The organism is Streptococcus oralis subsp. dentisani (genome assembly GCF_002096685.1).
Lineage (GTDB): Bacteria > Bacillota > Bacilli > Lactobacillales > Streptococcaceae > Streptococcus > Streptococcus oralis_AD.
Map to the genome: position 1 here is coordinate 31,674 of NZ_NCVA01000038.1, position 21,888 is coordinate 53,561.

At 37.2% G+C, this 21,888-nt stretch carries 27 protein-coding genes and 1 pseudogene; 12 read left to right on the plus strand and 16 right to left on the minus strand.

Annotated elements, in window-relative coordinates; genetic code table 11:
* Window positions 1-23: 23 nt before the first annotated feature.
* From B7705_RS02255 to B7705_RS02315, 12 genes are all read right to left on the minus strand, one after another.
* Window positions 24-965, minus strand: a complete 942-nt coding sequence (locus B7705_RS02255; protein ID WP_084947392.1) for a YitT family protein — start codon at window positions 963-965, stop codon at window positions 24-26.
* Window positions 943-2,706, minus strand: coding sequence for an aspartate--tRNA ligase (gene aspS, locus B7705_RS02260; protein WP_084947395.1), 1,764 nt, complete (start codon window positions 2,704-2,706; stop codon window positions 943-945). The genes B7705_RS02255 and aspS overlap by 23 nt, the downstream gene beginning before the upstream one ends.
* Window positions 2,707-2,857: 151 nt before the next feature.
* A complete protein-coding gene (locus B7705_RS02265) occupies window positions 2,858-3,076 on the minus strand; it encodes a hypothetical protein (protein ID WP_084947398.1) in 219 nt (72 codons plus the stop codon).
* Window positions 3,077-3,093: 17 nt separating this feature from the next.
* Complete coding sequence (locus B7705_RS02270; protein ID WP_084947401.1) at window positions 3,094-3,735, minus strand: CPBP family intramembrane glutamic endopeptidase; 642 nt, start codon at window positions 3,733-3,735, stop codon at window positions 3,094-3,096.
* A 9-nt stretch (window positions 3,736-3,744) separates the two neighbouring features.
* Window positions 3,745-4,479 (minus strand): DUF3169 family protein, encoded by a 735-nt coding sequence (locus B7705_RS02275; protein WP_162284863.1) that lies wholly within the window; start codon window positions 4,477-4,479, stop codon window positions 3,745-3,747.
* 18 nt (window positions 4,480-4,497) lie between these two features.
* Complete coding sequence (locus B7705_RS02280; RefSeq protein WP_084947406.1) at window positions 4,498-4,848, minus strand: PspC domain-containing protein; 351 nt, start codon at window positions 4,846-4,848, stop codon at window positions 4,498-4,500.
* A 2-nt stretch (window positions 4,849-4,850) separates the two neighbouring features.
* Complete coding sequence (locus B7705_RS02285; RefSeq protein WP_001046133.1) at window positions 4,851-5,048, minus strand: hypothetical protein; 198 nt, start codon at window positions 5,046-5,048, stop codon at window positions 4,851-4,853.
* Complete coding sequence (locus tag B7705_RS02290) at window positions 5,035-5,223, minus strand: hypothetical protein (protein WP_038804241.1); 189 nt, start codon at window positions 5,221-5,223, stop codon at window positions 5,035-5,037. The genes B7705_RS02285 and B7705_RS02290 overlap by 14 nt, the downstream gene beginning before the upstream one ends.
* Window positions 5,223-5,426, minus strand: a complete 204-nt coding sequence (locus B7705_RS09620; RefSeq protein ID WP_084945484.1) for a helix-turn-helix transcriptional regulator — start codon at window positions 5,424-5,426, stop codon at window positions 5,223-5,225. Before B7705_RS09620 ends, B7705_RS02290 begins: the two co-directional genes overlap by 1 nt.
* A gap of 143 nt (window positions 5,427-5,569) precedes the next feature.
* Window positions 5,570-6,850: a histidine--tRNA ligase gene (gene hisS, locus B7705_RS02300; RefSeq protein WP_049549810.1), complete on the minus strand. Its 1,281-nt coding sequence runs from the start codon at window positions 6,848-6,850 to the stop codon at window positions 5,570-5,572.
* Window positions 6,851-6,927: 77 nt separating this feature from the next.
* On the minus strand, window positions 6,928-8,175 hold the full coding sequence (locus B7705_RS02305; protein ID WP_084947412.1) for an MFS transporter: 1,248 nt from the start codon (window positions 8,173-8,175) through the stop codon (window positions 6,928-6,930).
* 339 nt (window positions 8,176-8,514) lie between these two features.
* A complete protein-coding gene (locus B7705_RS02315) occupies window positions 8,515-9,366 on the minus strand; it encodes an Rgg/GadR/MutR family transcriptional regulator (RefSeq protein WP_084947417.1) in 852 nt (283 codons plus the stop codon).
* 123 nt (window positions 9,367-9,489) lie between these two features.
* Here B7705_RS02315 and B7705_RS02325 point away from each other — a divergent pair, with 123 nt between their 5' ends.
* Window positions 9,490-9,831: a metal-sulfur cluster assembly factor gene (locus B7705_RS02325; RefSeq protein ID WP_001204052.1), complete on the plus strand. Its 342-nt coding sequence runs from the start codon at window positions 9,490-9,492 to the stop codon at window positions 9,829-9,831.
* A 59-nt stretch (window positions 9,832-9,890) separates the two neighbouring features.
* Here the strand turns inward: B7705_RS02325 and ilvD are convergent, their stop codons facing one another.
* A complete protein-coding gene (gene ilvD, locus B7705_RS02330) occupies window positions 9,891-11,594 on the minus strand; it encodes a dihydroxy-acid dehydratase (RefSeq protein WP_000137343.1) in 1,704 nt (567 codons plus the stop codon).
* A gap of 220 nt (window positions 11,595-11,814) precedes the next feature.
* On the opposite strand from ilvD, the gene rpmF reads away from it, so the two are divergent.
* The 5 genes and pseudogenes from rpmF to B7705_RS02355 all read left to right on the plus strand — a co-directional run.
* The gene (rpmF, locus tag B7705_RS02335) at window positions 11,815-11,997 is read left to right on the plus strand and encodes a 50S ribosomal protein L32 (RefSeq protein WP_000290417.1); all 183 of its coding nucleotides are present in this window, start codon (window positions 11,815-11,817) and stop codon (window positions 11,995-11,997) included.
* Window positions 11,998-12,012: 15 nt separating this feature from the next.
* A complete protein-coding gene (gene rpmG, locus B7705_RS02340) occupies window positions 12,013-12,162 on the plus strand; it encodes a 50S ribosomal protein L33 (protein WP_001265622.1) in 150 nt (49 codons plus the stop codon).
* Between the two features lie 245 nt (window positions 12,163-12,407).
* Window positions 12,408-12,788, plus strand: a complete 381-nt coding sequence (locus B7705_RS02345) for a DUF6680 family protein (protein WP_084947420.1) — start codon at window positions 12,408-12,410, stop codon at window positions 12,786-12,788.
* Between the two features lie 69 nt (window positions 12,789-12,857).
* Window positions 12,858-13,973, plus strand: a complete 1,116-nt coding sequence (locus tag B7705_RS02350) for an AbiH family protein (RefSeq protein ID WP_158085998.1) — start codon at window positions 12,858-12,860, stop codon at window positions 13,971-13,973.
* Between the two features lie 341 nt (window positions 13,974-14,314).
* A pseudogene (locus B7705_RS02355) lies at window positions 14,315-14,467 on the plus strand (HXXEE domain-containing protein); the annotation flags it as partial.
* Window positions 14,468-14,806: 339 nt separating this feature from the next.
* On the opposite strand, the gene B7705_RS02360 reads toward B7705_RS02355, so the two are convergent.
* Complete coding sequence (locus B7705_RS02360) at window positions 14,807-15,133, minus strand: helix-turn-helix domain-containing protein (protein WP_084947425.1); 327 nt, start codon at window positions 15,131-15,133, stop codon at window positions 14,807-14,809.
* A 330-nt stretch (window positions 15,134-15,463) separates the two neighbouring features.
* Between B7705_RS02360 and B7705_RS09930 the strand changes: the two genes are divergently transcribed.
* The 5 genes from B7705_RS09930 to B7705_RS02385 are packed head-to-tail and all read left to right on the plus strand — an operon-like array spanning window position 15,464 to window position 18,597.
* Window positions 15,464-15,535 carry an excalibur calcium-binding domain-containing protein gene (locus B7705_RS09930; RefSeq protein WP_239822332.1) on the plus strand — a complete coding sequence of 24 codons (72 nt, stop codon included), beginning with the start codon at window positions 15,464-15,466 and terminating at the stop codon, window positions 15,533-15,535.
* On the plus strand, window positions 15,528-15,965 hold the full coding sequence (locus B7705_RS02370; RefSeq protein WP_084947428.1) for a thioredoxin domain-containing protein: 438 nt from the start codon (window positions 15,528-15,530) through the stop codon (window positions 15,963-15,965). The genes B7705_RS09930 and B7705_RS02370 overlap by 8 nt, the downstream gene beginning before the upstream one ends.
* Before the next feature lie 3 nt (window positions 15,966-15,968).
* Window positions 15,969-16,763, plus strand: coding sequence for a hypothetical protein (locus B7705_RS02375; RefSeq protein ID WP_084947430.1), 795 nt, complete (start codon window positions 15,969-15,971; stop codon window positions 16,761-16,763).
* A gap of 10 nt (window positions 16,764-16,773) precedes the next feature.
* Entirely contained in the window at window positions 16,774-17,526 is a 753-nt protein-coding gene (locus B7705_RS02380; RefSeq protein ID WP_084947433.1) for a hypothetical protein, read from the plus strand.
* Window positions 17,527-17,532: 6 nt separating this feature from the next.
* Complete coding sequence (locus B7705_RS02385) at window positions 17,533-18,597, plus strand: DUF6287 domain-containing protein (RefSeq protein ID WP_084947435.1); 1,065 nt, start codon at window positions 17,533-17,535, stop codon at window positions 18,595-18,597.
* Between the two features lie 730 nt (window positions 18,598-19,327).
* On the opposite strand, the gene B7705_RS02390 is transcribed toward B7705_RS02385, so the two are convergent.
* Both B7705_RS02390 and B7705_RS02395 read right to left on the minus strand, forming a co-directional pair.
* Window positions 19,328-20,695 (minus strand): VapE domain-containing protein, encoded by a 1,368-nt coding sequence (locus B7705_RS02390; protein ID WP_084947438.1) that lies wholly within the window; start codon window positions 20,693-20,695, stop codon window positions 19,328-19,330.
* A 150-nt stretch (window positions 20,696-20,845) separates the two neighbouring features.
* Window positions 20,846-21,142 (minus strand): hypothetical protein, encoded by a 297-nt coding sequence (locus tag B7705_RS02395; RefSeq protein ID WP_084947440.1) that lies wholly within the window; start codon window positions 21,140-21,142, stop codon window positions 20,846-20,848.
* Between the two features lie 173 nt (window positions 21,143-21,315).
* On the opposite strand from B7705_RS02395, the gene B7705_RS02400 reads away from it, so the two are divergent.
* Window positions 21,316-21,858 carry a helix-turn-helix domain-containing protein gene (locus B7705_RS02400; RefSeq protein ID WP_084947442.1) on the plus strand — a complete coding sequence of 181 codons (543 nt, stop codon included), beginning with the start codon at window positions 21,316-21,318 and terminating at the stop codon, window positions 21,856-21,858.
* Window positions 21,859-21,888 lie beyond the last annotated feature (30 nt).

Consider the following 21,888-nt stretch of genomic DNA (forward strand, 5'->3'; position numbering starts at 1 on the left):
TAAGGCTGGTCTTTTGAGTATTATTAATTGTCTGTTTCTACGAATCGTCCTAAGATGTGGACATTTTCGGATACAGAGACGAAAGCTGTCGGATCGACTTGTTTCATGATGTGTTTAAAATCATTAAACTCTGCTCGCGTGATAACCGTAATCAAGACTGCTTTTCTCTCATGATTATAGGTTCCTTCCGCATCGTGGATCATAGTAGCTCCGCGGTGCAATTTTTTATGGATTTTTTCGATTACCTTGTCAGGATTACTGGTCACAATCATGGCCTGCATGCGTTTTTGCTTGGTAAAGACCGCGTCTGTCACACGGCTCGATACAAAGATGGTAATCATAGAATAGAGGGCGTATTTCCAACCGAAGGTCAATCCAGCAATCAACATGATAGTCCCATTTACCAAGAAGGAAATACTGCCGACATTTTTCCCCGTTTTCTTGCGAATGGTGAGGCTGACAATATCTGTACCTCCACTGGAAATACTATTGCGCAAAGCAAAGCCGATTCCCAAGCCCATGACAACACCCCCAAAGAGAGCATTGATAATGGGATCCTCTGTCAGCGTCACAACGGGCACAAACTGGATAAAGAGGGAACTCATGGATACCGTGATAAAGGTAAAGACCGTAAACTTATGTCCAATCTGATACCAAGCCAAAATCATCAGTGGGATATTAATGGCATAAAAGGTCAGCGATATCGGAATGTAAAAACCAAACCAGTGATGACTCAAGGCAGAGATAATCTGTGCCAGACCCGTCGCACCACTCGAATAAACGTGTCCTGGTTGAAAAAAGAAATTGACCGCTACTGCTGACAGAAAGCCATAAACCAGAGAAGCCGAGATTTTCTCATCATATTTTTCCCGAGAGATACTTTGTAAAACTCGTAAGATTTTTATCTGATAAGCAAAGCGGCGCAGATAATAGCGCCACCGCTTAATTCGTTTTGCTTGTTTCATCTTCTTCTACTTGTAAGCTGAGTTCCTCTAGTTGTTTGAGAGCGACTGTTGATGGAGCTTGTGTCATTGGGTCGGTTGCCTTATTGTTCTTAGGAAAGGCAATCACTTCACGGATATTTTCTTCTCCTGCTAAGAGCATCACAAAACGGTCAAGACCAATAGCCAAACCACCGTGTGGTGGGAAACCATAGTCCATGGCTTCAAGAAGGAAGCCAAACTGGCCATTTGCTTCTTCAGCTGAGAAACCAAGAGCCTTAAACATGCGTTCTTGAAGGTCTTTTTGGTTGATACGAAGGCTACCACCACCAAGCTCATAACCGTTCAAGACAATATCGTAAGCAATGGCACGAACATTTGCCAAATTACCTTCTAATTCGTGAGCTGTTTCTTCCTGTGGAAGGGTAAATGGATGGTGAGCACTCATGTAACGACCTTCTTCTTCAGACCATTCAAACATTGGCCAATCAACCACCCAAAGGAAGTTAAATTTATCGTTATCAATCAAGCCAAGCTCTTTGGCAATACGGCCACGAAGGGCACCAAGGGTTGCATTGGCTACCTCCAGCGTATCCGCCACAAATAGAACCAAATCCTTATCTTCAAGACCAAGTGCCGCTGTCAATTCTGCTTGGATACCAGTCAAGAACTTGGCAACTGGTCCGTTTAATTCTCCATCAACAACCTTGACCCAAGCAAGACCTTTGGCACCATATTGTTTGGCTACTTCGGTCATCTTGTCGATGTCTTTACGTGAGTAGTTATCTGCAGCTCCTTTGACCACAATGGCTTTAACGGCAGGTGCTTCTGAGAAGACTTTAAAATCAACACCCTTGACAACTTCTGTCAAGTCCTGAAGCAACATGTCAAAACGGGTATCAGGTTTGTCAGAACCGTAAAGAGCCATCGCATCATCGTATTTCATACGAGGAAATGGAAGCGTCACGTCGATGCCTTTAGTTTCTTTCATTACGCGGGCAATCAAGCCTTCTGTGATATCTTGGATCTCTTGCTCAGTAAGGAAGGATGTTTCCAAGTCGACCTGAGTGAACTCAGGCTGACGATCACCACGCAAGTCCTCGTCACGGAAACATTTGACGATTTGGTAATAGCGGTCGAAACCAGCATTCATCAAGAGCTGTTTGGTAATCTGTGGGCTTTGAGGAAGAGCGTAGAAATGCCCTTTATTGACACGAGATGGTACCAAATAGTCACGCGCCCCTTCTGGCGTTGACTTCGAAAGGAATGGCGTCTCCACATCGATAAATTCCAACTCATCCAAGTAGTTACGGATAGAGTGGGTCACTTTAGCACGAAGTTTAAGATTTTCCAACATCTCTGGACGACGAAGGTCGAGGTAACGGTAACGCAAACGTGTATCGTCATTGGCCTCAATCCCATCTTTAATTTCAAAAGGTGTTGTTTTGGCTGTATTCAGCACAGTAAGAACTGTCACGTTCAACTCAACCGCACCTGTTGGCAACTTATCATTGGCTTGCTCACGCGCAACGACTTGACCAGTCACCTCGATAACAAATTCGCTACGAAGGCTTTCAGCTGTTGCCATAACCTCTGCAGAAACTTTTTCAGGGTTGATAACCAACTGCATGATCCCTTCACGGTCACGAAGGTCGATAAAAATCAAACCACCAAGGTCACGACGACGCCCAACCCATCCTTTCAAGGTAATTTCTTGTCCGATGTGTTCCTCACGAACACGACCAGCATACATACTACGTTTCATGTTTTCTCTCCTCTTTTATTCTGTTACTATTTTACCATAAAAGCGCAGGCTCTTCATGAAAATCAGCAGAAAAGTTTGATTGTCTTTAGAAATCAAAACAAACAGACAAAAAATCCGATGAAAACGTCATCGGATTCTCTGATTATGATTCTTAACCTTTTTTACGCTTTTCAGCAATCTCAGCTGCCTTTTTAGGTAGAACAATCTCCGTTGCATAAGCCGAAGCAAAACGCAAGACACCTGCAATAGGCGCAAAGACAACTGCTAGATAGTTGTAAAAGAAGTCGCCTTTAAAGGCATAGGCAAGTGCCCCGATGATAAAGAAAAGAACGACCGCCTGCATCACTGCTAATAAAATTACTCGTTTCATGTGACCTCCTGACTCTATTATAGCATGAGTATCATCAAAAAGCCGATTAAATTATTCAAAGCGTGTAAAGAAATGCTATAAAGAAGACCTTTTCGACTCACATAAGCCAGACCCAAACTCAATCCCAGACTGGCATAAACTAAAAACTGTTGCAAAGTTCCTGGAAAATGAATCAAGGCAAAAAGCACACTCGATACGAGGAGAAACAGAGCTGTCTGTTTGCTGTTGTTCTGTTTAGGAAAGAGATAGCGCGCTAACATCCCTCTAAAAATGAGTTCTTCTGTCAGAGGAGCAAAGACCACCACCATAAAGAAACCAAAGACAGGCTGAGCCAATGTCAATTGTGATACGATTTGTTGATTGACCGACGGATCATCTGGCAAAAAGAACTGGGCTGTAATCGCCACTAGCAAAACCAGTGTTGGCAACCAGATATAACGATTAAAAGCCGTCGTCTGGATGCTAACTTTTTCTGTCTGATACCACTTGTAAACTCCATAAACATAGGCCCCTGACAGGGCGATATAGAGTGGCAAAACTCCAAAGATTGAAGCCCCTAGTCCAAGAGCTGATAAAGCCATACTCTGAACCAGACCATAGCCAAAGAAAAAGGATACAACAGCTAGAAGAAACCAGCCAAGATTTTTAAGTAATTTCATAAAAGACTCCTATTTGAAATAGCGTTTTACCATAGGTAACTGCATTACATTGATGTAAATATGGATAGTTCCTACGAGCAAGAAAGCTAGTAACTGAATCTCTCCTGTCAATAAAGAAAAGAGATCAATCAGAAAGTAGAGACCTGGCAAAACATACTGATTTAATTGGAATAAAACCCGAAAACTCTGTTCCAAATTAGCCTGACGCTCCCCTTCATCATAAGAATTTATATAGTCCAAAACATCCTTTGGTGTAGAGAAGAATTCCAAATCAAACTGACGAACGATTGCAATTGTTTTATAGAGATATTTTTGAGCACTGAAAACCATCGCTAATGCTAAAAAAGAAAGATATAATGTTAGATAGCTTACATTCAGTACAATTACTTCACTTCCTGAAATGAAGAGAGACAATAAAATCGCTACGCCTGTTATATTAAAAGCGATGGTTCCAAACTCAAGATTACGATACATTTGCACATAATAGGTTTCATTCAGATCATCATCCATTTCCTCTTGATACAAGGAGTGAAACTTTCTACTTTTCTTTAAGAAATTGAAAGTCAAAAGAATGCTAATAAAACCTAACAGTAAACAAATAGCTGATATCCATGGTATCAAGACCTTTACATCTAAAATAGTTCCATGGGATTCTGCACGTGTCTTAAACATCCCTGCAAAACTGCCCAAGAAACCTCCCAAGACAACAGCCGCTAAAAATAACAATCCACGTTTCTTTTTCATATTCATCCTCTTTCTAAACTAAGCCAAGCCAACCAACCAGTGACCAAACGCTTTGCCTGATTCAAAAATAGATGTCAATCCCTCTGAACCAAGTGATACTAAAATCAAACAGACAGCAAACAAGAGAATAGCTTGGTTTCTCGCTTTTTTTGCTCCATCTCCCAAGGGTTCATTGCCAAGCCAACCTGCTAGATATGCATAGAGAGTTACTGTTATAATCCCAATCTCTGTCGAAGAGAGAAACAGCAAGACTGTCACCAAACGAACGATATTGGCTTGAATGTTAAAATAATTGCCTAAACCTGCACAAACACCTGCAAGTTCTTTGTGTTCAGTATCTACTTGAAAATCTGCTAAAAACTTTTTCATATTCATTCTCCTTTTTCACTTGCTAGATTTTTGGTTTTCTTTTCAATCCATTCAACTACTGGGATGAGAGCAAAGTAGGCCCAAACAAATTGGTCACTTTGATACGGATTAAACCAGCCTAGGTCCATCCCAATCAGTAGAAACACACTGACTAATAGAGCTATGGCAACTACATAATAGATTACTTTATACTTGTTCATCATTTTTCTCCTTCTTCTTTAACCAATTGAAAATGGACAAGAGGACTAAATTAATCCAAAACAAATACTTACTTTCAACAAAATAAAACCAACCGAATAATGTTCCAATCATAGCGAAAGCATTCACAATAAAGGCAAAAACACTCATATAATAAATCACTTTATACTTGTTCATCACTCGTCCTCCTCCAAGCGAAATACCGATTCGACTGTTTCGTTGAAAATTTGAGATATTTTCAGGGCAATGACAATGGACGGGGTGTACTCATCCCGTTCTAGTAGGCTAATGGTCTGTCTGGAAACCCCTGCTAACTTGGCCAGTTCGGTCTGATTGAGACCATCGCGAGCCCGAAGCTCTTTTAAACGATTTTTAAGCATTCCTTTCTCCTTCACTCTTAACTTGCTTATATTGTAACACATCTTTTTCTTTTTGACAACAATATTTGTCAAAAAGTTTATGATTTTTGTCATTTTGCAAAAGAAAAAGGTCAGGAGTAGGTTCCTGACCAGTTTTTCTACTATTAAAAGCCTAATTTTTCAAAGATTTCTGAGAAATTTTGATTGATAGCATCAAGTGACACTTGCACTTCTTCTCGAGTTTGGTTATTTTTAACCGTCACTTGTCCGCTTTCAACTTCACTCTCGCCTAGAGTAATGAGAGTCTTAGCCGCAAAGACATCGGCGGACTTGAACTGAGCTTTGAGTTTACGGTTAAGGTAATCACGCTCTGCTTTGAATCCTTGTTGGCGAAGGGCTTGTACTAATTCCAAGGCCTTAACATTTGCTCCTTCACCCAAGACTGCGATATAAACATCTAGAGCGTTTTCGATAGGGAGGGCCACACCTTGCTTTTCAAGGATAAGAAGCAGGCGCTCTACACCAAGGCCAAATCCAAATCCAGCAGTTTCAGGACCACCAAAGTAAGCAACCAAGCCATCGTAGCGACCACCCGCACAGACAGTCAAGTCATTGCCCTCAATCTCAGTGATAAACTCGAAAATGGTGTGGTTATAGTAGTCCAGACCGCGCACCATATTGGTATCGATGATATAGTCTACACCCAGATTTTCCAACATCTGACGCACGGCATCAAAATGAGCTTGGCTTTCTTCATCAAGGAAATCCAAGATAGACGGTGCATTTTCTACTGCCACCTTGTCTTCTTTCTCCTTAGAGTCCAAGACACGGAGAGGATTTTCCTCCAAACGACGTTGGCTATCCTTAGACAAGGTTTCCTTGAGCGGTGTCAAATAGTCGATCAAAGCCTGACGATAGGCAGCACGGCTCTCAGGATTTCCAAGTGTGTTGAGATGCAATTTGACACCTTGGATGCCGATTTCTTTCAAGAAATGAGCCGCCATAGCGATGGTTTCCACATCGGTAGCTGGATTACTAGAGCCAAAGCACTCGACACCAATCTGGTGGAACTGGCGCAAACGACCTGCTTGTGGACGCTCATAACGGAACATAGGGCCCATGTAATAGAACTTACTTGGCTTTTGCACTTCTGGGGCGAAGAGTTTATTTTCCACATAAGAGCGGACAACGGGCGCAGTTCCTTCTGGACGAAGAGTGATATGGCGGTCTCCCTTATCGTAAAAGTCGTACATTTCCTTGGTTACGATATCAGTTGTGTCCCCGACAGAACGGCTGATGACCTCGTAATGCTCAAAAATAGGCGTACGCACTTCCGCATAGTTATAGCGCTTGAAAATTTCACGGGCAAAGCCCTCAACGTACTGCCACTTGGCAGACTCAGCAGGTAAAATATCCTGCGTTCCTTTTGGTTTTTGTAATTTCATAGGGAATCCTCTTTAAACTTAATAGTCTTATTTTACCATAAATGGAGGGATTAAAACAGTATGAATAAAATTAGGATTCAAATATCATTTTTGAGATTAATAACTGTCAAAAGAATAGCTAGCAAGGAAAGACCAACAAATAGCATCCAAGTCAACTGTATATTCCATACAGCTATAAGTGAAAAACAAGCTGTTCCCACAGGTATGGATAAGGTAAACAATAAACCTAAAAAATTACTGGTACGAGCTAGAACATCTGGAGCTAGATTTTTCATGAGCATGGCACTAATCTTTGGTTGAACTTTACCAGACACATACAGAGTTGAAAAGAGAAATAGTAAACCAAGTACGACTTGATTGAATACATTAGCTAGACCAATTAGACCGAGTCCTACGGTCGCCCACATCATCAATCTAGGCAAAGACTGCTTCCCAAAATAATCATTGCCCGTAAGGCTACTGATGATGATTGCTACTAAAACACAGACTTGATTGATAAATAGTGCCTCTGTGTAAGAAAAATTCAAGAGAGAATGGCTCAAAAAGAAGATGTTATAGATGCTTCCTAAAGCCCCACCCAAGGCATTAATAAGCAAGACAGCAAAGATCATGAAACCAAAGTTTTTCTGTCCACCTTTAAGAAAAACGAGACGTAAATTTCGGTAAATTGTTAGGAACTGGTCTTTGATAGAAAGCTTCTCATTTTTTAGGGTTTCACCATCAGCAGATGACATTGACAGACTCAATTTGCTTTTTCCTAAAAAGAGAATAAAGGCTGATACTAGGAAAAAGCAGGCATTGATTCCCGCAACAAGGGAAAAATTGTTGACCGATAGACCTAAGAGCCAAACTCCAAAAGCTTGACCACCAATAGCTGAAATATATGTGATAAACTGGGAAAAAGAATAAGCTTCCATCAGATCTTGTTCAGCTACTTTTTCCTTGATGAGAGGCATGCGCAAACCACCAGCAAAATCACTGATTACATCGCTAATGACATTGATCAAACACAGACTAGAAAAAGCAAAGAGACTAGCTTGCTGAACAACTAAAGCTGCTAGAAAAAATAAAACTGCCTGAAACAAACCGCTATAGGTCATCCATTTGACCTTGTCCCTCGTGTAATCTGCCCGAATCCCTACAAAAACTGTAAAGAGAGTCGGAAGAATCATGACAATATTTGCTACAGCAACAGCAAAAGAGGCTTGTGGCAAGGTCGATGCATAGACGATAAATACCAGGTTAAAAATCGAAGCACCAAAAGCATTGAAGAATCGTGATAAAGTCAAAATTCTATAAGCTGGATTTCTAAACAATAGTTTCATAGATAATCTCCCTTCTTGTTCGAATACTCAATGAAAATCAAAGAGCAAACTAGGAAGCTAGCTGCAGGCTGCTCAAAACAGTGTTTTGAGGTTGTGGATAGAACTGACGAAGTCAGTAACCATACCTACGGCAAGGTGAAGCTGACATGGTTTGAAGAGATTCTCGAAGAGTATAAGTTCTATATGAAGTATGACTACAGTATAGCACTTATGAATTAGCGAGAAATTTTTTTGAATATATGCAACAAACAAAAAACGATAGAACTTCTTTAATGACCTGAAAGAGGTCTAAAGTTCTATCGCTTCAAATTTCAAATCATTTTCTTAACTTGCAGATATTCAACAATCTGTCGTTTTTCTATAGTAATCAGCAGATTTGTTACAGCCTAGCATCTCAAAAATATGGACAGCATCTTCCATCTTTTTTTGTCCTTCCTTGACTCTGCCTTGCTTGCTATCAAGAAGACCTTCAGCCCACAAATAGACTATCCTGAAATAGGTCTCATTTTCCTTGTAGAAATGCTCTTCGATGACACGTTTAAAATAATAGGCATTGGTAAATTCTTCACACTCAATGCTAGCTAAAAAACCATTCAATAGCATGGTGTGAAAAAGGTTTCGGTTTCCCTTCGTCTCCATTAGAAAATCAGATTTTCGGACCATTTCTCGTACATATCTAGTAAAAAGAGGAACAGATAAAAGTGGGGAACTAACTGAGAACAAATTGAGTTCATAGTTCCCCCAAATCTCGGTCGAAAACAGGTAATCATGAAGGACTTCCCCTTCCTCTCTTGTTAACTCTACCGTTTCATCCATGCTCTTCATATAAGACTTGATCATAATGGCATTTAGAATATGTTTCTGTTTGTTGTGAGAATTGGCATGATTTTGATACTCCTTACGATACAAGTCCTCGAGAGGTGCTATGTTCTTTGGATCCAAGATATCTGTGATTTCTTTTCTCAACTCAGAATCTGTATCATACTGAAAACCTCTCGCCAGAAAGAGGATTTCCTCCACACTCGCAGATATATTTTCTAGGGCAAATAGAAACTTTTCCATCGAAAGCTCACTCTGACCTGTTTCAAATCGGGACAACATGGACGGCGAAAATTGTCCCCCAGTTGCTTGTCTCAGCGAGATATTTCTTGACTCTCGTAATTGTCTAAAGACTTTTCCAATCTGCTCCATCGCCTTCCCCTTGATTCCGTATTTTCTTCATTTTATCATATTTTTCAGAAAATTCATCAAAAACTTGCTAAATTGTCAGAATTATGAGAAAATAGAGGATATTTATCACGTGGAGGGACTGTTATGAGAGACGATATCAAAATCAATGACCGCGCTTTGGCCTTACAAGACCAAATTATCGAAAAACTAGAGAAGGTTTTTGATACAGATGTGGAATTGGATGTGTACAATTTGGGCTTGATTTATGAAATCAATCTGGACGAAACAGGTCTCTGCAAGATTGTCATGACTTTCACGGATACTGCCTGCGATTGTGCCGAAAGTTTGCCTATCGAAATCGTGGCAGGTCTCAAACAAATCGAGGGTATCGAAGATGTCAAGGTTGAAGTCACTTGGTCACCCGCTTGGAAGATTACACGAATTAGTCGCTACGGCCGTATTGCCCTAGGACTGCCACCTCGTTAATCAGGCAAATCACTTTTTAAGATGAAAAGAAGCAAGCCGAAATGGCTTGCTTTTTGAGTTTATTTTTTACCTGACTTATCCATATTCCAGAAGTCTGTCACGGCTCCGCGAGAAGCGGATGATACGATGTGGGCATATTTACCGAGGACACCACGGCTGTAAAGTGGTGGCAAGGTTGTTTCTGCCTTGCGTTTTTCAAGTTCTTCTTCGGATACGGCCATGGAAATTTCTTTGGTATCTTGGTCAACCGTAACGATATCACCTGTACGAAGGTAGGCAATCGGTCCACCATCCTGAGCTTCAGGAGCGATATGTCCAACAACCAGACCATAAGTACCACCAGAGAAACGGCCATCCGTCAAGAGGGCAACCTTGTCTCCCTGACCTTTACCAACGATCATGGATGAAAGTGACAGCATCTCAGGCATACCTGGACCACCCTTAGGTCCAACGAAACGAACAACGACAACATCGCCATCAACGATTTCATCTGTCAGAACGGCCTGAATCGCATCTTCTTCTGAGTCAAAGACCTTAGCTGGTCCAACGTGGCGACGCACTTTCACACCTGATACCTTGGCAACCGCACCATCAGGAGCAAGGTTCCCGTTCAAGATGATAAGCGGACCATCTGCACGTTTTGGATTTTCAAGTGGCATAATGACCTTTTGACCTGGAGTGAGGTCTGCAAAGTCAGCCAAGTTTTCAGCGACTGTCTTACCAGTACATGTGATACGGTCTCCGTGAAGGAATCCATTTGCCAGCAAGTACTTCATAACCGCAGGGACACCACCAACTTCGTAGAGGTCTTGGAAGACATACTGACCAGATGGTTTCAAGTCAGCCAAGTGAGGTACACGTTCTTGGATCGTATTGAAGTCCTCAAGTGACAAGTCAACATTTGCGGCATGGGCAATGGCAAGCAAGTGAAGGGTAGCATTTGTAGAACCACCAAGAGCCATGGTTACAGTGATGGCATCTTCAAATGCTTCACGAGTCAAGATATCTGATGGTTTGAGACCAAGCTCCAACATCTTAACAACAGCACGTCCTGCTGCTTCGATGTCTTCTTTTTTGTCAGCTGATTCAGCTGGGTGAGAGGATGATCCTGGCAAACTCATCCCTAGAACTTCGATAGCAGTCGCCATGGTGTTAGCTGTATACATACCACCACAGCCACCAGGGCCAGGACAGGCATTACATTCAAGACGTTTCACGTCCTCAGCTGTCATGTCACCATGGTTCCATTTTCCGATTCCCTCAAAAACAGAAACCAAGTCAATGTCTTTGCCATCAAGATTACCCGGTGCAATGGTCCCACCATAGGCGAAAATAGCCGGGATATCCATATTAGCAATAGCAATCATAGAACCAGGCATGTTCTTGTCACAACCACCGATGGCAACGAAGGCATCGACGTTGTGACCACCCATCGCCGCCTCGATGGAGTCTGCGATGATGTCACGAGATGTTAGGGAGAAGCGCATACCAGGCGTTCCCATGGCAATCCCGTCCGCTACGGTAATGGTACCAAACTGAACAGGCCAAGCACCTGCCGATTTGACACCTTCTTTCGCCAATTTCCCAAAATCATGCAAGTGAATGTTACATGGTGTATTTTCCGCCCAAGTCGAAATTACCCCCACAATCGGTGTTTCAAAGTCCTTATCTGTCATACCAGTCGCACGAAGCATAGCACGGTTTGGTGATTTAACCATGCTGTCATAAATGCTACTGCGGTGACGTTTATCTAATTCAGTCATCTTATCCCTCCCGTTTCAGTTTTTACTATTATAGCACATTTTAAAGGCAATGAACAGAAGAAAATTCTTGAATTTTCAGAAAATTCCGACCAACAACTTCTAATTTTTTCATCTTTTTTTGTCAAGTAACTTTACTTTACAAAAAAATTGTGTTATCCTAGTATGGTTGATGAAAATCACTAGATTGAATCGAATTTAAATACCTAAAGGAGAAATCAAAATGGCAGTACCTGCACGTCGCACTTCAAAAGCGAAGAAAAACAAACGTCGTACACACTACAAAGTAACAGCTCCATCTGTAAACTTTGACGAAACTACTGGAGATTACTCACGTTCTCACCGTGTATCACTTAAAGGATACTACAAAGGACGTAAGATCGCTAAAGCTGCATCAGCTGAATAATAGAAGGGAGATACCATGCGCGTAAATATTACACTTGAACACAAAGAATCTGGTGAACGCTTGTACCTTACTTCTAAAAACAAACGTAACACTCCAGACCGTCTTCAATTGAAGAAATACTCACCAAAACTTCGCAAACACGTTGTGTTTACAGAAGTTAAATAAGCATTCAATACAGAAGAAAAACGCTAATTCAAGCGTTTTTTCTTTTTGTTAATTTCAGTACATTGCAACACAAATCATTAGAATCACTACTTTTTTCACTACCTTTTTCTTAATTCCTGCCTTAATCAAAAGATATTTCATCATAAATCTAAAGCAAACTAAAGTCAGATTATAATTCTTGTTCCATATTTCAAAATAGATGATATAATAATACTGTAATCTAGGGAAAGAGAGACGGATTTAAAATGGATATTTTTAATACTGTTATTACTTCAGTTATCACATCAGGTATCATTGGTGTCTTTATATCAGAGTATTACCAAAGAAAAACTTTGGTCAAGAAAATGAAGAGGGATTTCGTTATTGAACTCTTTGGCAACAGGTTCATGTTAAAAGAAAATTACTATGGCGAAGCAACTGAATTAAATAGAACGTTAGGAAAAATTCCAATCATATTTTCGGATAATAATCAAGTTATTGAGTGTTACGATTGCTTCCTTTCTGTTACAAATGATCAGAATTTTTTAAGACTAATTAAGGCTATGTGTAAAGATAAAAATGTGAAGATTGATATTTCAAATTGGGATGATACAATGATTACGAGAACACTTTCGGTGGAAAGATAGTAATAAGCTTTTGAAAAAACAAAAGCAAAATATTTGATTAAATAAAGAATAGGAAAATACCAAATGAGCATGAACTCTATGAAACTTTCTCCGACTAAACAATTATTAATCATCGGAAATGGATTTGACAAACATTTAGGCTTGAAATCCTTGTATGTCGAATATTACCTTTCTTTAACAGAGAATGAACGGAAAAATAACATTTTCACGTATTTAGCATCAAATAAAAACTATAATTGGGCTGACGTTGAATCCTTATTACTAAAATGCCTAATAATTATTAAAAAACTAGACGCTCAGACCGTAAAAAATTATATTTCAGCTTATAAAAGTGATTCTAAAGAACAGATCTTATCTTTATTAGTTTCATCCAACAAATCACAAAAAGTTATGACGATTTTAGAAGAAAAAGAACTAATAAAAAGAGTATTAAAATTCTTCTTTTTATCATCACTTATATTTCCAGATTCCCTTTTAGAATTCTGTAAAGAACCTAATCATATTTTTCAAAAAAAACTAATGGACCTGATGATGGATCAAGTTAAAAATTTTGAATCAGGTTTTAAGGACTACCTCACAAATGAAATTAAAAACTTCCCCGAAGTAACTTATAATATTAAATCTAAAAAATTTATAGATAAATTAATAAAATCTGGAGTTTATAATACTAATGAATATTGTAACTTCATCCTGTCATTCAATTACACTCATCTCCCTAATAGTACTGACTTCTTTAACTCCAGAGGAGGTAATAATGTTCATGGAACATTATTAGATAATATAATTTTAGGGATAGATCATCATGACTATCAAGAATTTATGGAGTTCACTAAAACATTCCGTATTATGACGGAACTCCCACAAGAACCTTTAAAAATTTATGATAATTCTATAGATATCATTAAATTTTACGGACATTCATTAGGTGAAGCCGATTACTCTTATTTCGTTTCAATATTCGATGCCTTTAATATATATAATTCTGATATAGTACTAAAGTTTTATTATGACGACTTCGATTGTCGCTCCCATAAAAAAGAACAAGTTGAAAGAGTTTATAAACTTATCAATCACTATGGAGAAACTTTTGATAATAAAGATCATGGGCAAAATCTACTTCATAAGCTAGTGCTAGAAAAAAGAATTTATGTATTGAAGATGGAAGATGATGTTTGTTATAGTTAGAGTACCACTTAAAGTTATATAAAATGCACCTATTAGAACATTTGTGATCAAAGAATTTCTTCATTTGCTGAATGTATTCATAAAGATATTGCATTTGTTTTAAAATAATTTGAATTAAAGGAAAAGATAATGAGAGTTAAAAACATTAGTTGCAATTTTTTTAATAAAGATTTGAGTATAGAATTTAATGATAGTTCAAATGACGAAAGTAACACCTATTTCTAAATATATTAAACAACCCGTGATTCGAGAGAATCACGGGTCTGACTATTGATATTACAGAGAGGGCTTAATCAAAGACTTGCTTTCGTAGTCAAGATACTATAATTTTGTTCACTTAATATTTGATTACAAACATCTCGCATTTGTGGCAGGTTTCGACTAGCGAATTTTTCCTATTTTCACTGGTCGGTTCAGGCATCGTCGTCATCAATCTCCTCTTTGCTCTCTGGCTTGGGAAAAAATATTCCGTCTGGCTTGCCCATAATCATTAACAAAAGTTCCTTGCAATTTCATTTTGCAGGAAATTTTTTTATCCTCCTTCACAGTTAAGAAGTGTTCTATAGTTTTTTAAGACAAAGCAAAAAGCCCACTGTTGTAGGCTTTCTGTAAGATATATCTTAAAATTAAAGCATTTTGTTGTAGAATAGATTTAGTATAAATTACACTTTGTTATGCTTTATAAATGTTGATTCTGTAGTATTTTTAAAATTTACATATTAAATAAAATAGATTAAACTTTACTCCAAGGTGGACAAAAAGGAGTACAAATTTCATGGTGATGAGTTCAGTAGGCAAGTAAGAAGTACCGTTTAGGTGCTTTTTATTTTACACTAACTATCTTGGCTTAATTCAAGTATTTCCATCACCTTATGAACAATCATCTTATGCTGTGGGTGTTTCTGAATCTTCAATAACAGTTCTATCATCTCTGTATCTTGTGGCACAGAATAAGGTAAGAAAAAATCACTCAATGGAACTTCCAAAGCATCAACAATCTTCACAAAAGTTTCCAAAGAGATATTTCTGTGATTATTCTCTATCTGACTGATATAAGGAACGCTAAGATTTGTTCTTTCTGCTAGTTCTTGCTGTGTAATCTTCTTTGAAGCTCGTAAGTCTCTTATCTGATTACTTATATTTTCTAATATATCATCCATTCCTTGACCCTCTATGTTAAATCTACTATCTATCTTATAGATTAAACAATCAGGTTTACATTCTCTATAGTTTAATCTTTAATAGAAATATATTCTATTGTTAAAGTTTGTGTGATATAATTATAACTATTAGGAAATATTTCTTCTATTTCATTAAATAAAGTTAAACACCAGGAGGTTACACATGCTTAACAAGCTCAAGAAAAAGAGCAAGAACAAGCTTCATCTCACACTACAACTATCCCTACACAATCGTCGACAACTGCTCCAAAATCAAATTTAAGACCATTCAAAAACTGTACGGAAGCACGAAAAGCAGGCCGTGTAAATATACCTGCTAGTGACCCACAATACGGTCCATGGTTAGATAGAGACAAAGACGGATACGGATGTGATGAATAGTAAAAAAGTTCTTATTCTACTGTCACTACTACTTATTGTCATTGTCACATTCACAGTATACTTAACTACTCTGCCACAAACAGACTACCAGATAGCTGTAAACAGCCTCCAAAAGATAAGTTTAGAGGCTGTAGAACAGAAAATACAACATCAAGAAAGCTTTTACCTATACACAGGGAGAGAAAGTTGTCCATACTGTCAAGAATTTGCTCCAAAGCTAGCAAGAGCAGTAGATAAAACTAAAACAACTGTGTATTACTTAGATAGTGAGCATATAGACAAGACTAGTTGGAATAACTTCAAAATAACCGTTGGATTCAAAACGATACCCAATCTCACTTACTTCACAAATGGTACAACATATGACCGATTACTGAATGCAAGTCAAGCTAGTGTTGAAGTGATTGAATCATTTATAAGGAAGGAATAGATAATGACCCAAGAAAAAATTTCTAAATATATTGTAGGCTTTCTAGTGATATTTACTTTATTATTTGGATTATTTGCTTATATTGCAATAAGCTATGGTAATCAACAATATGTTAAAGATACGGAACGTGTTACTAAGCTAGTTGAAGCACTAGAAAATAACACAACAAATATAAAACAAAATATAACGTTAGAGGAAGCTTTGAAGCTTGTTTCTGATGATAGTGAATTGTCATCTGTTAAAAAGGAAATTAAACACCTAGAAGACACATACAAAAACGATAACGAGTACAAAATTAGTAGTTTGTCTAACCGTGTAAACGAAGTGGAATTGAAACTTAATAAACAAATCGAAAAGATTAAAGAAGAAAAAGAGCGACAAGAACAAGAAGAACGAGAAAAACAGAAAAAATTGAAAGAGGAAGCAGAGAAAAAATCTAAAGAATCTGAGAAAAAATCTAATGAAGAAAATAGAAAAGTAGATTTAGATGCTTTCTATAATGCAATTCAAGAAGGTGTAGATAAAGTAAATACGCAATTAGGAGCAAATATGCTTGAAATGGAAAAAACATCTGTAACACCTGGCATCAAAATCATTCTCACAGAAAATAATGCTTCGTATTCAAACAAAGAACTTAGAGCAATTATCAGTGCATTAAACAAATCTTTATATAAAATTGCCAAATCCCACGGAGTAAATAGCCCTAGATTCTATTACACTCTCAGTGGAGAAGAAGTCGCTGTGAATCGTTATGTAATGGCACCTGATGAAGTTAAGTTTTCTGGAATATTAAAATAGGAGAGTACTAATGAACATAGGGAAAATAATTAAAATAACTGAAGACAAACTTTATATAGGATATGAAGATGGAAGCTTAAAGGAAATCAATATCGAGTCTTGTGACTTTGAACCTAAATTAGGTGACAAAGTAGAAGTTTATGAAGGGTTTGTTATGAAAGTTGACAATAGTAACACAGGTACCAGTGTAGATAAAAATACAAAGCCCCGAAAAGCAATAGCCATAGTATCAATAATCACACTACTACTTGTGATTATTATTATTAGTTTTGTAAGCGTTAAAGAACAGATTTCGAACAAGCAGACTACTTCAAGTTCTACCTCTAAAATTTCATCATCATCCGAGAAAAGTAGCACTAGTTCCTCGTCTTCTTCTAAAGATAATTCCTCTAGTTCTCTCACCACTTCGTCTTCTTCATCAAAAACTAAAATTTCTATAGATAGTGATAAAGCAAATTATAGTGAAGTAGATTATAGCAAATGGAATCATGATGAAATAGCTGTAAATACTAAAGTAAAAGTCTATGGCAAAGTTTTACAAGCTATGGAGGATGGTAAATCATATACCCTACGAGTAGCTATTAATGATGAGTATGATAAAATCATCTTAGTTTCTATCCCTGCCGAATACAATAATAGAGTTATAGCTGAAGATGACCATATAACATTGTACGGGTTGGTTAAAGGAAGACAAAGTTATGAAACGGTCTTTAAATCTACAAAAACACTGCCATACATGGTAGCCTATATGTACGAAAACTAATACTACATGAAAAAGAAAACACATAACAAAATCATTCACGTTTCAGATACACATGTAATCATTCAACTCCACACAAATGATACGCTAAATGTTCCTATCGATGAATTAACTTTTCATCCTAGAGTAAACGACATTGTTGAAGTTTACAAAAATCAGAATCACGTAGTAATTTGTCCTCTACCACCAAGCAATAAACTTTGGATTCTCATAACCTCTATTACACTTCTGATTCTTATAATTATAGGAACTACTTTTTTCTTCTTTAGACATCCAAATAAGAATATAGAAACAGTAGATAGTCAATCTTCACAACAAATTTCCTCTACTACTTCTAGTTCCTCTGCATCATCAAGCTCTTCTTCCAGCACATCCACTACAAGCTCAGCTGAAAATAATATCATAGACACGACAGCAGAAAATCTTCGAGATATGGAAAATGATGGAACATTAAAGACTGGACAACTCTATCGTTTTACTGCTGAATTGTTTCATCAAAAAGATTGGGCAGATTATTACGGCCATTTTAGCTACTTAAATAAATACTATAACATAAAGGTCAAGGCATCCAATGCCTCAATTGCGGGTATAGAAATTCATATTAATAAAAATCTAACCGATGGATGGAAAGAAGGACAACTAGTTACTTTCACAGTAAAAATTGTTGAAGACTCTGAGAAATTTCAATATTGGCTTGTTATAGAGGCAACGCCATACACAGAACCATCAACTCAAAAAGAGAAATCAGTTTCTGGGCTACAAGAAATTGACGCTCAAGCTATTCTCGATGGAGACTTCTCCACCATAGCTGGGACTTGGAGAAATGAAAATGGGCAAGAGTTTAAGTTTAATAAAAATGGTTTAGTAAGTAATGGAGATATTGAGAAAATGAGCATAGGTAACGATGGAAGTATTAACTTTAGCATTCGTTCAGGTACTACAGGATATGGTATGAGTATTTATCCAATTGGTCTAGCTATAAAGTGGGTTGATTCTGATTTAAGCAAAAATAGACTTATAGCAGGGCAAGGAATCCCTACAACAAATAAGTCTGTCTTTTATAAAACAGACTAAATCAAAATAGACGCTACTTAGGAAATCTACCTGATTAACTGAGAATCCCTGCAATTACTCATTGCAGGGATTTTGTATATCCGTTATATCACATGAACCTCCTTCAGAAAAATCCACACTACTAACATATTTTTGATATAGAGAGTTAATCGCTGAATAGCAAAATTCACATACATCCAGTACCATTCTATTTTTTAATCGACCCTTAGAAATCTCATTATCACGCGCATTACTAACCACAAACACAAAAAGATAAATTGATACTATTGTACAGTAAAAACTGATAGCTAAATCAAGTCAATATTACAAAAATATGGAACTCTATAATGTAAAACCTCTTTAAATAGCTAGTTTTATTCTCTAATTTATCTCATAAGCATACGCCTTTATGCCGTGAAAGCAAATTGACAGTAAGTAGGCACAAAGTACGCTAAGAACGTCTCAGACGAAAGGCTTTAGTTTTTCGGATGGACAGTTCATTTGTACGAGAGTGCCTTGTTTCTTGCTGTCAATTAGACCATGGAATAAATTAGGCGTATTTGGTACTTAACAAAGCGTTTCACTCCTTTGCCTTCGCTTATGACGGGATAGTCGTTCACACTTTGTAGTAATGTAGCAAGACATTTCTCTACTTACCCTTATTATATAATTCTAACTATTTTTACAAGAATAATACTACAATACTACAAAAGGAGTAAATAACTAGTGTTATTACCACCTTTGCCTGTAGTTACTCTGTAGTTACTTTACGCACATAAACACGTGTTGGACTACATATACTACAAGGTCGCTTATTCTGCACAGCTATAAAATCCTCACGATGGTCCAGTACATCACGAATTTTTGAAGCATGTTTGCTATTTCGTCTGCTACCTGTTTTTTCATCAAACAGTATGTAAGCTAGTTCACTTGTGTAAGTTTTAGTAACTAAGTTTTCCCCAGTTGCCTTACAATACTCACTTGTTTCTTTCTCATACCCTTTCCAGATATTATAGTATTTCTTTCTTTCAGATAAGTTATAGCGATTCCAAGCATCAGGTGCAGGAAATTTATCCAAGAACTCATTTATTAACTCCCTTTCCATATCTTCTTCTTTGAAATCAAATTGTATCTCTTCCAATTTTTCTGAAGTCGTTCTACTTGGAAACATAATTTCATTTGTTTCAAATAGTATTTTAGCTTCAGCAAGAACTTGTAAGAAGTAATTGTCAGAAACATCCATTGGATGCTCCTCCACAACATATTCCCCACAATTCAAAGGATAGAATCTTCTTTCAACTCCAAAATCACTGAGAAATGCTTTAGAATTTCCAGTTGCAATAAATACATTATGTCTTAGTTGTCGTTTGTGTGTTTTATACAGTTCCCTACACATATCGTATGAAGCACTAAGGAATCCCTTAACTCTATTTATATCACTCTTCTTTAACCCCTGTAATTCTGGAATCTCTACAACACATACGTATTTAAGCATCCTATAGTCTTCCTGTATTTTTCCAAATGAAATAGGAGTATCAGTAAAAGCATCAGGCAATAAACGACGAGCTACTGTACTTTTCCCTATTCCTTGTGGACCAATCAAGACAGGTACATTATCAAATTTGATACCTGGTTTATATACACGTCCAATTAGACCTGTTAAAAACATCTGGGATACTTCACGTGTGTATATATTATTCTCACACCCTAACAGTTTATGAAAGAAGTATTGCACACGAGATACTCCATCCCAGTCAAGACTTTCTATCCGTTCCTTTACAGGATTAAATATCCATCTACGTGCTACTTCTAATACAGCATCTTCAATATAATCCTTTTTAGGAGTAAAGTGAAACTGTTTATCAATATATACCGAGAACAAAGAAGTGTCTTCGCTATTCCATTCTCCTTTCAGAGTTCCCCAAGGCGTCTTATCTAGTTTTTCAACTGCTCCTGTGAACTCATTGTAACCTAATAATGACATCTTAGATTCAAATGATTCTAAGATAAGCACTACGTTTTGAGGTGAACTGATAGGTTTCCCTGAATTATTGAGATTAAATTTAGGCATGTCAAGAACTTTATCCTCTGTCTCCTGTTTTTTAAAAGTGAATGTCATACACAATTCCTCCTATTAGTAAAATAATTACACTATATAGCGTAATTGATAGCAATTGAATCAAAGATTCAACATGGTTACAAGTACCTATGTGTTTCAAGTAATCATAGGAATTTTTATCTATATTTATTATTTTTTCATACAATATAGTTACTCCCTTCTAGTAATTGAAAGGAACTTCATAACATCTGATTTCTTATAGAAAACTTTGCGAGTTCCTTCTATCGGTGGACAGTATCGGGTTAACCCCAAACGCTCCCATTCATGCAGAGTTACTAAACTAATACCTAGTTCTTTGATTAACTCTTTCTGTTGTATCAGGCCAAACGAGTCACTATGAGGTGAAAGCATTGCATGTGATAGATAATCATTTATTAAATGCTCAATCCTCTCCAATAATGCTAGTTCTGCTTCTTGAGATAATATCCCTTGTGGTGTACTAAACATAGACACCCCCTTTCTTTTCCATTTTGTGCACAACTATCCTCTCATAACTATTACAGCTCGCCTATTAACTAAGTTAATTAACTTAGGTTATTTTTGGATTTTATCAGTTTTCTGTTTACATGTCAAGAGTTTTGTGCTAAAATATTACTAAAGTTATTAAACGGAGGTTAAACATGATAGGAGCATATCTTAAAAAATACCGTACAGAAGGTAACGTAACTACTAAAAGACTTGCTGAATATCTGAAAGTATCACAGTCTTATGTCTCACAAATTGAAAATGAGAAAAAGATTCCCAGCGTAAAGAAGCTCTTTGAAATCACTGAATGTATTGCTGCATGCTCTATAAAAGAAAAATGCGAACAAGATGGATTAAATTCTGAGGAGTACTATATAGAATATCAAACATTAGCTAGCTCTTATATTGATGAGATAATTAAAAATATTAATCTGGATTCAATCCATAATGATAAAGAAAAACAGATGTTAAAAGACTTAATAGAATTCAATGATAAAACATCATCTTTACCATGGGTATCCACAACATACAAAGATATTAGCCAAGATATTATCAATGGGGAAAAAATTAAAATCAACCTTGATTATATCTTTAGGAAGAATGTAAAAATAACTATTGATGGTCAAGCACTCACAACTGAGGACTTAACCGCTCTACAAATACTAATTGAAGGTATTCGTTCTAGACACAAATCATAATATCTATTTTTCATAACCTTTTACAGCTTG

Coding starts and splice junctions, on each gene's coding strand:
- B7705_RS02345 (WP_084947420.1), top strand. CDS start 12,408: ATGGATATTTTTAATACTGTTATTACTTCAGTTATCACATCAGGTATC.
- B7705_RS02390 (WP_084947438.1), bottom strand. CDS start 20,695: ATGACATTCACTTTTAAAAAACAGGAGACAGAGGATAAAGTTCTTGAC.
- B7705_RS02315 (WP_084947417.1), bottom strand. CDS start 9,366: ATGGAGCAGATTGGAAAAGTCTTTAGACAATTACGAGAGTCAAGAAAT.
- rpmG (WP_001265622.1), top strand. CDS start 12,013: ATGCGCGTAAATATTACACTTGAACACAAAGAATCTGGTGAACGCTTG.
- ilvD (WP_000137343.1), bottom strand. CDS start 11,594: ATGACTGAATTAGATAAACGTCACCGCAGTAGCATTTATGACAGCATG.
- rpmF (WP_000290417.1), top strand. CDS start 11,815: ATGGCAGTACCTGCACGTCGCACTTCAAAAGCGAAGAAAAACAAACGT.
- aspS (WP_084947395.1), bottom strand. CDS start 2,706: ATGAAACGTAGTATGTATGCTGGTCGTGTTCGTGAGGAACACATCGGA.
- B7705_RS02375 (WP_084947430.1), top strand. CDS start 15,969: ATGACCCAAGAAAAAATTTCTAAATATATTGTAGGCTTTCTAGTGATA.
- B7705_RS02265 (WP_084947398.1), bottom strand. CDS start 3,076: ATGAAACGAGTAATTTTATTAGCAGTGATGCAGGCGGTCGTTCTTTTC.
- B7705_RS02370 (WP_084947428.1), top strand. CDS start 15,528: ATGAATAGTAAAAAAGTTCTTATTCTACTGTCACTACTACTTATTGTC.
- B7705_RS09620 (WP_084945484.1), bottom strand. CDS start 5,426: ATGCTTAAAAATCGTTTAAAAGAGCTTCGGGCTCGCGATGGTCTCAAT.
- B7705_RS02395 (WP_084947440.1), bottom strand. CDS start 21,142: ATGTTTAGTACACCACAAGGGATATTATCTCAAGAAGCAGAACTAGCA.
- hisS (WP_049549810.1), bottom strand. CDS start 6,850: ATGAAATTACAAAAACCAAAAGGAACGCAGGATATTTTACCTGCTGAG.
- B7705_RS02275 (WP_162284863.1), bottom strand. CDS start 4,479: ATGAAAAAGAAACGTGGATTGTTATTTTTAGCGGCTGTTGTCTTGGGA.
- B7705_RS02285 (WP_001046133.1), bottom strand. CDS start 5,048: ATGAACAAGTATAAAGTAATCTATTATGTAGTTGCCATAGCTCTATTA.
- B7705_RS02280 (WP_084947406.1), bottom strand. CDS start 4,848: ATGAAAAAGTTTTTAGCAGATTTTCAAGTAGATACTGAACACAAAGAA.
- B7705_RS02350 (WP_158085998.1), top strand. CDS start 12,858: ATGAACTCTATGAAACTTTCTCCGACTAAACAATTATTAATCATCGGA.
- B7705_RS02255 (WP_084947392.1), bottom strand. CDS start 965: ATGAAACAAGCAAAACGAATTAAGCGGTGGCGCTATTATCTGCGCCGC.
- B7705_RS02400 (WP_084947442.1), top strand. CDS start 21,316: ATGATAGGAGCATATCTTAAAAAATACCGTACAGAAGGTAACGTAACT.
- B7705_RS02305 (WP_084947412.1), bottom strand. CDS start 8,175: ATGAAACTATTGTTTAGAAATCCAGCTTATAGAATTTTGACTTTATCA.
- B7705_RS02380 (WP_084947433.1), top strand. CDS start 16,774: ATGAACATAGGGAAAATAATTAAAATAACTGAAGACAAACTTTATATA.
- B7705_RS02325 (WP_001204052.1), top strand. CDS start 9,490: ATGAGAGACGATATCAAAATCAATGACCGCGCTTTGGCCTTACAAGAC.
- B7705_RS02270 (WP_084947401.1), bottom strand. CDS start 3,735: ATGAAATTACTTAAAAATCTTGGCTGGTTTCTTCTAGCTGTTGTATCC.
- B7705_RS02360 (WP_084947425.1), bottom strand. CDS start 15,133: ATGGATGATATATTAGAAAATATAAGTAATCAGATAAGAGACTTACGA.
- B7705_RS02385 (WP_084947435.1), top strand. CDS start 17,533: ATGAAAAAGAAAACACATAACAAAATCATTCACGTTTCAGATACACAT.
- B7705_RS02290 (WP_038804241.1), bottom strand. CDS start 5,223: ATGAACAAGTATAAAGTGATTTATTATATGAGTGTTTTTGCCTTTATT.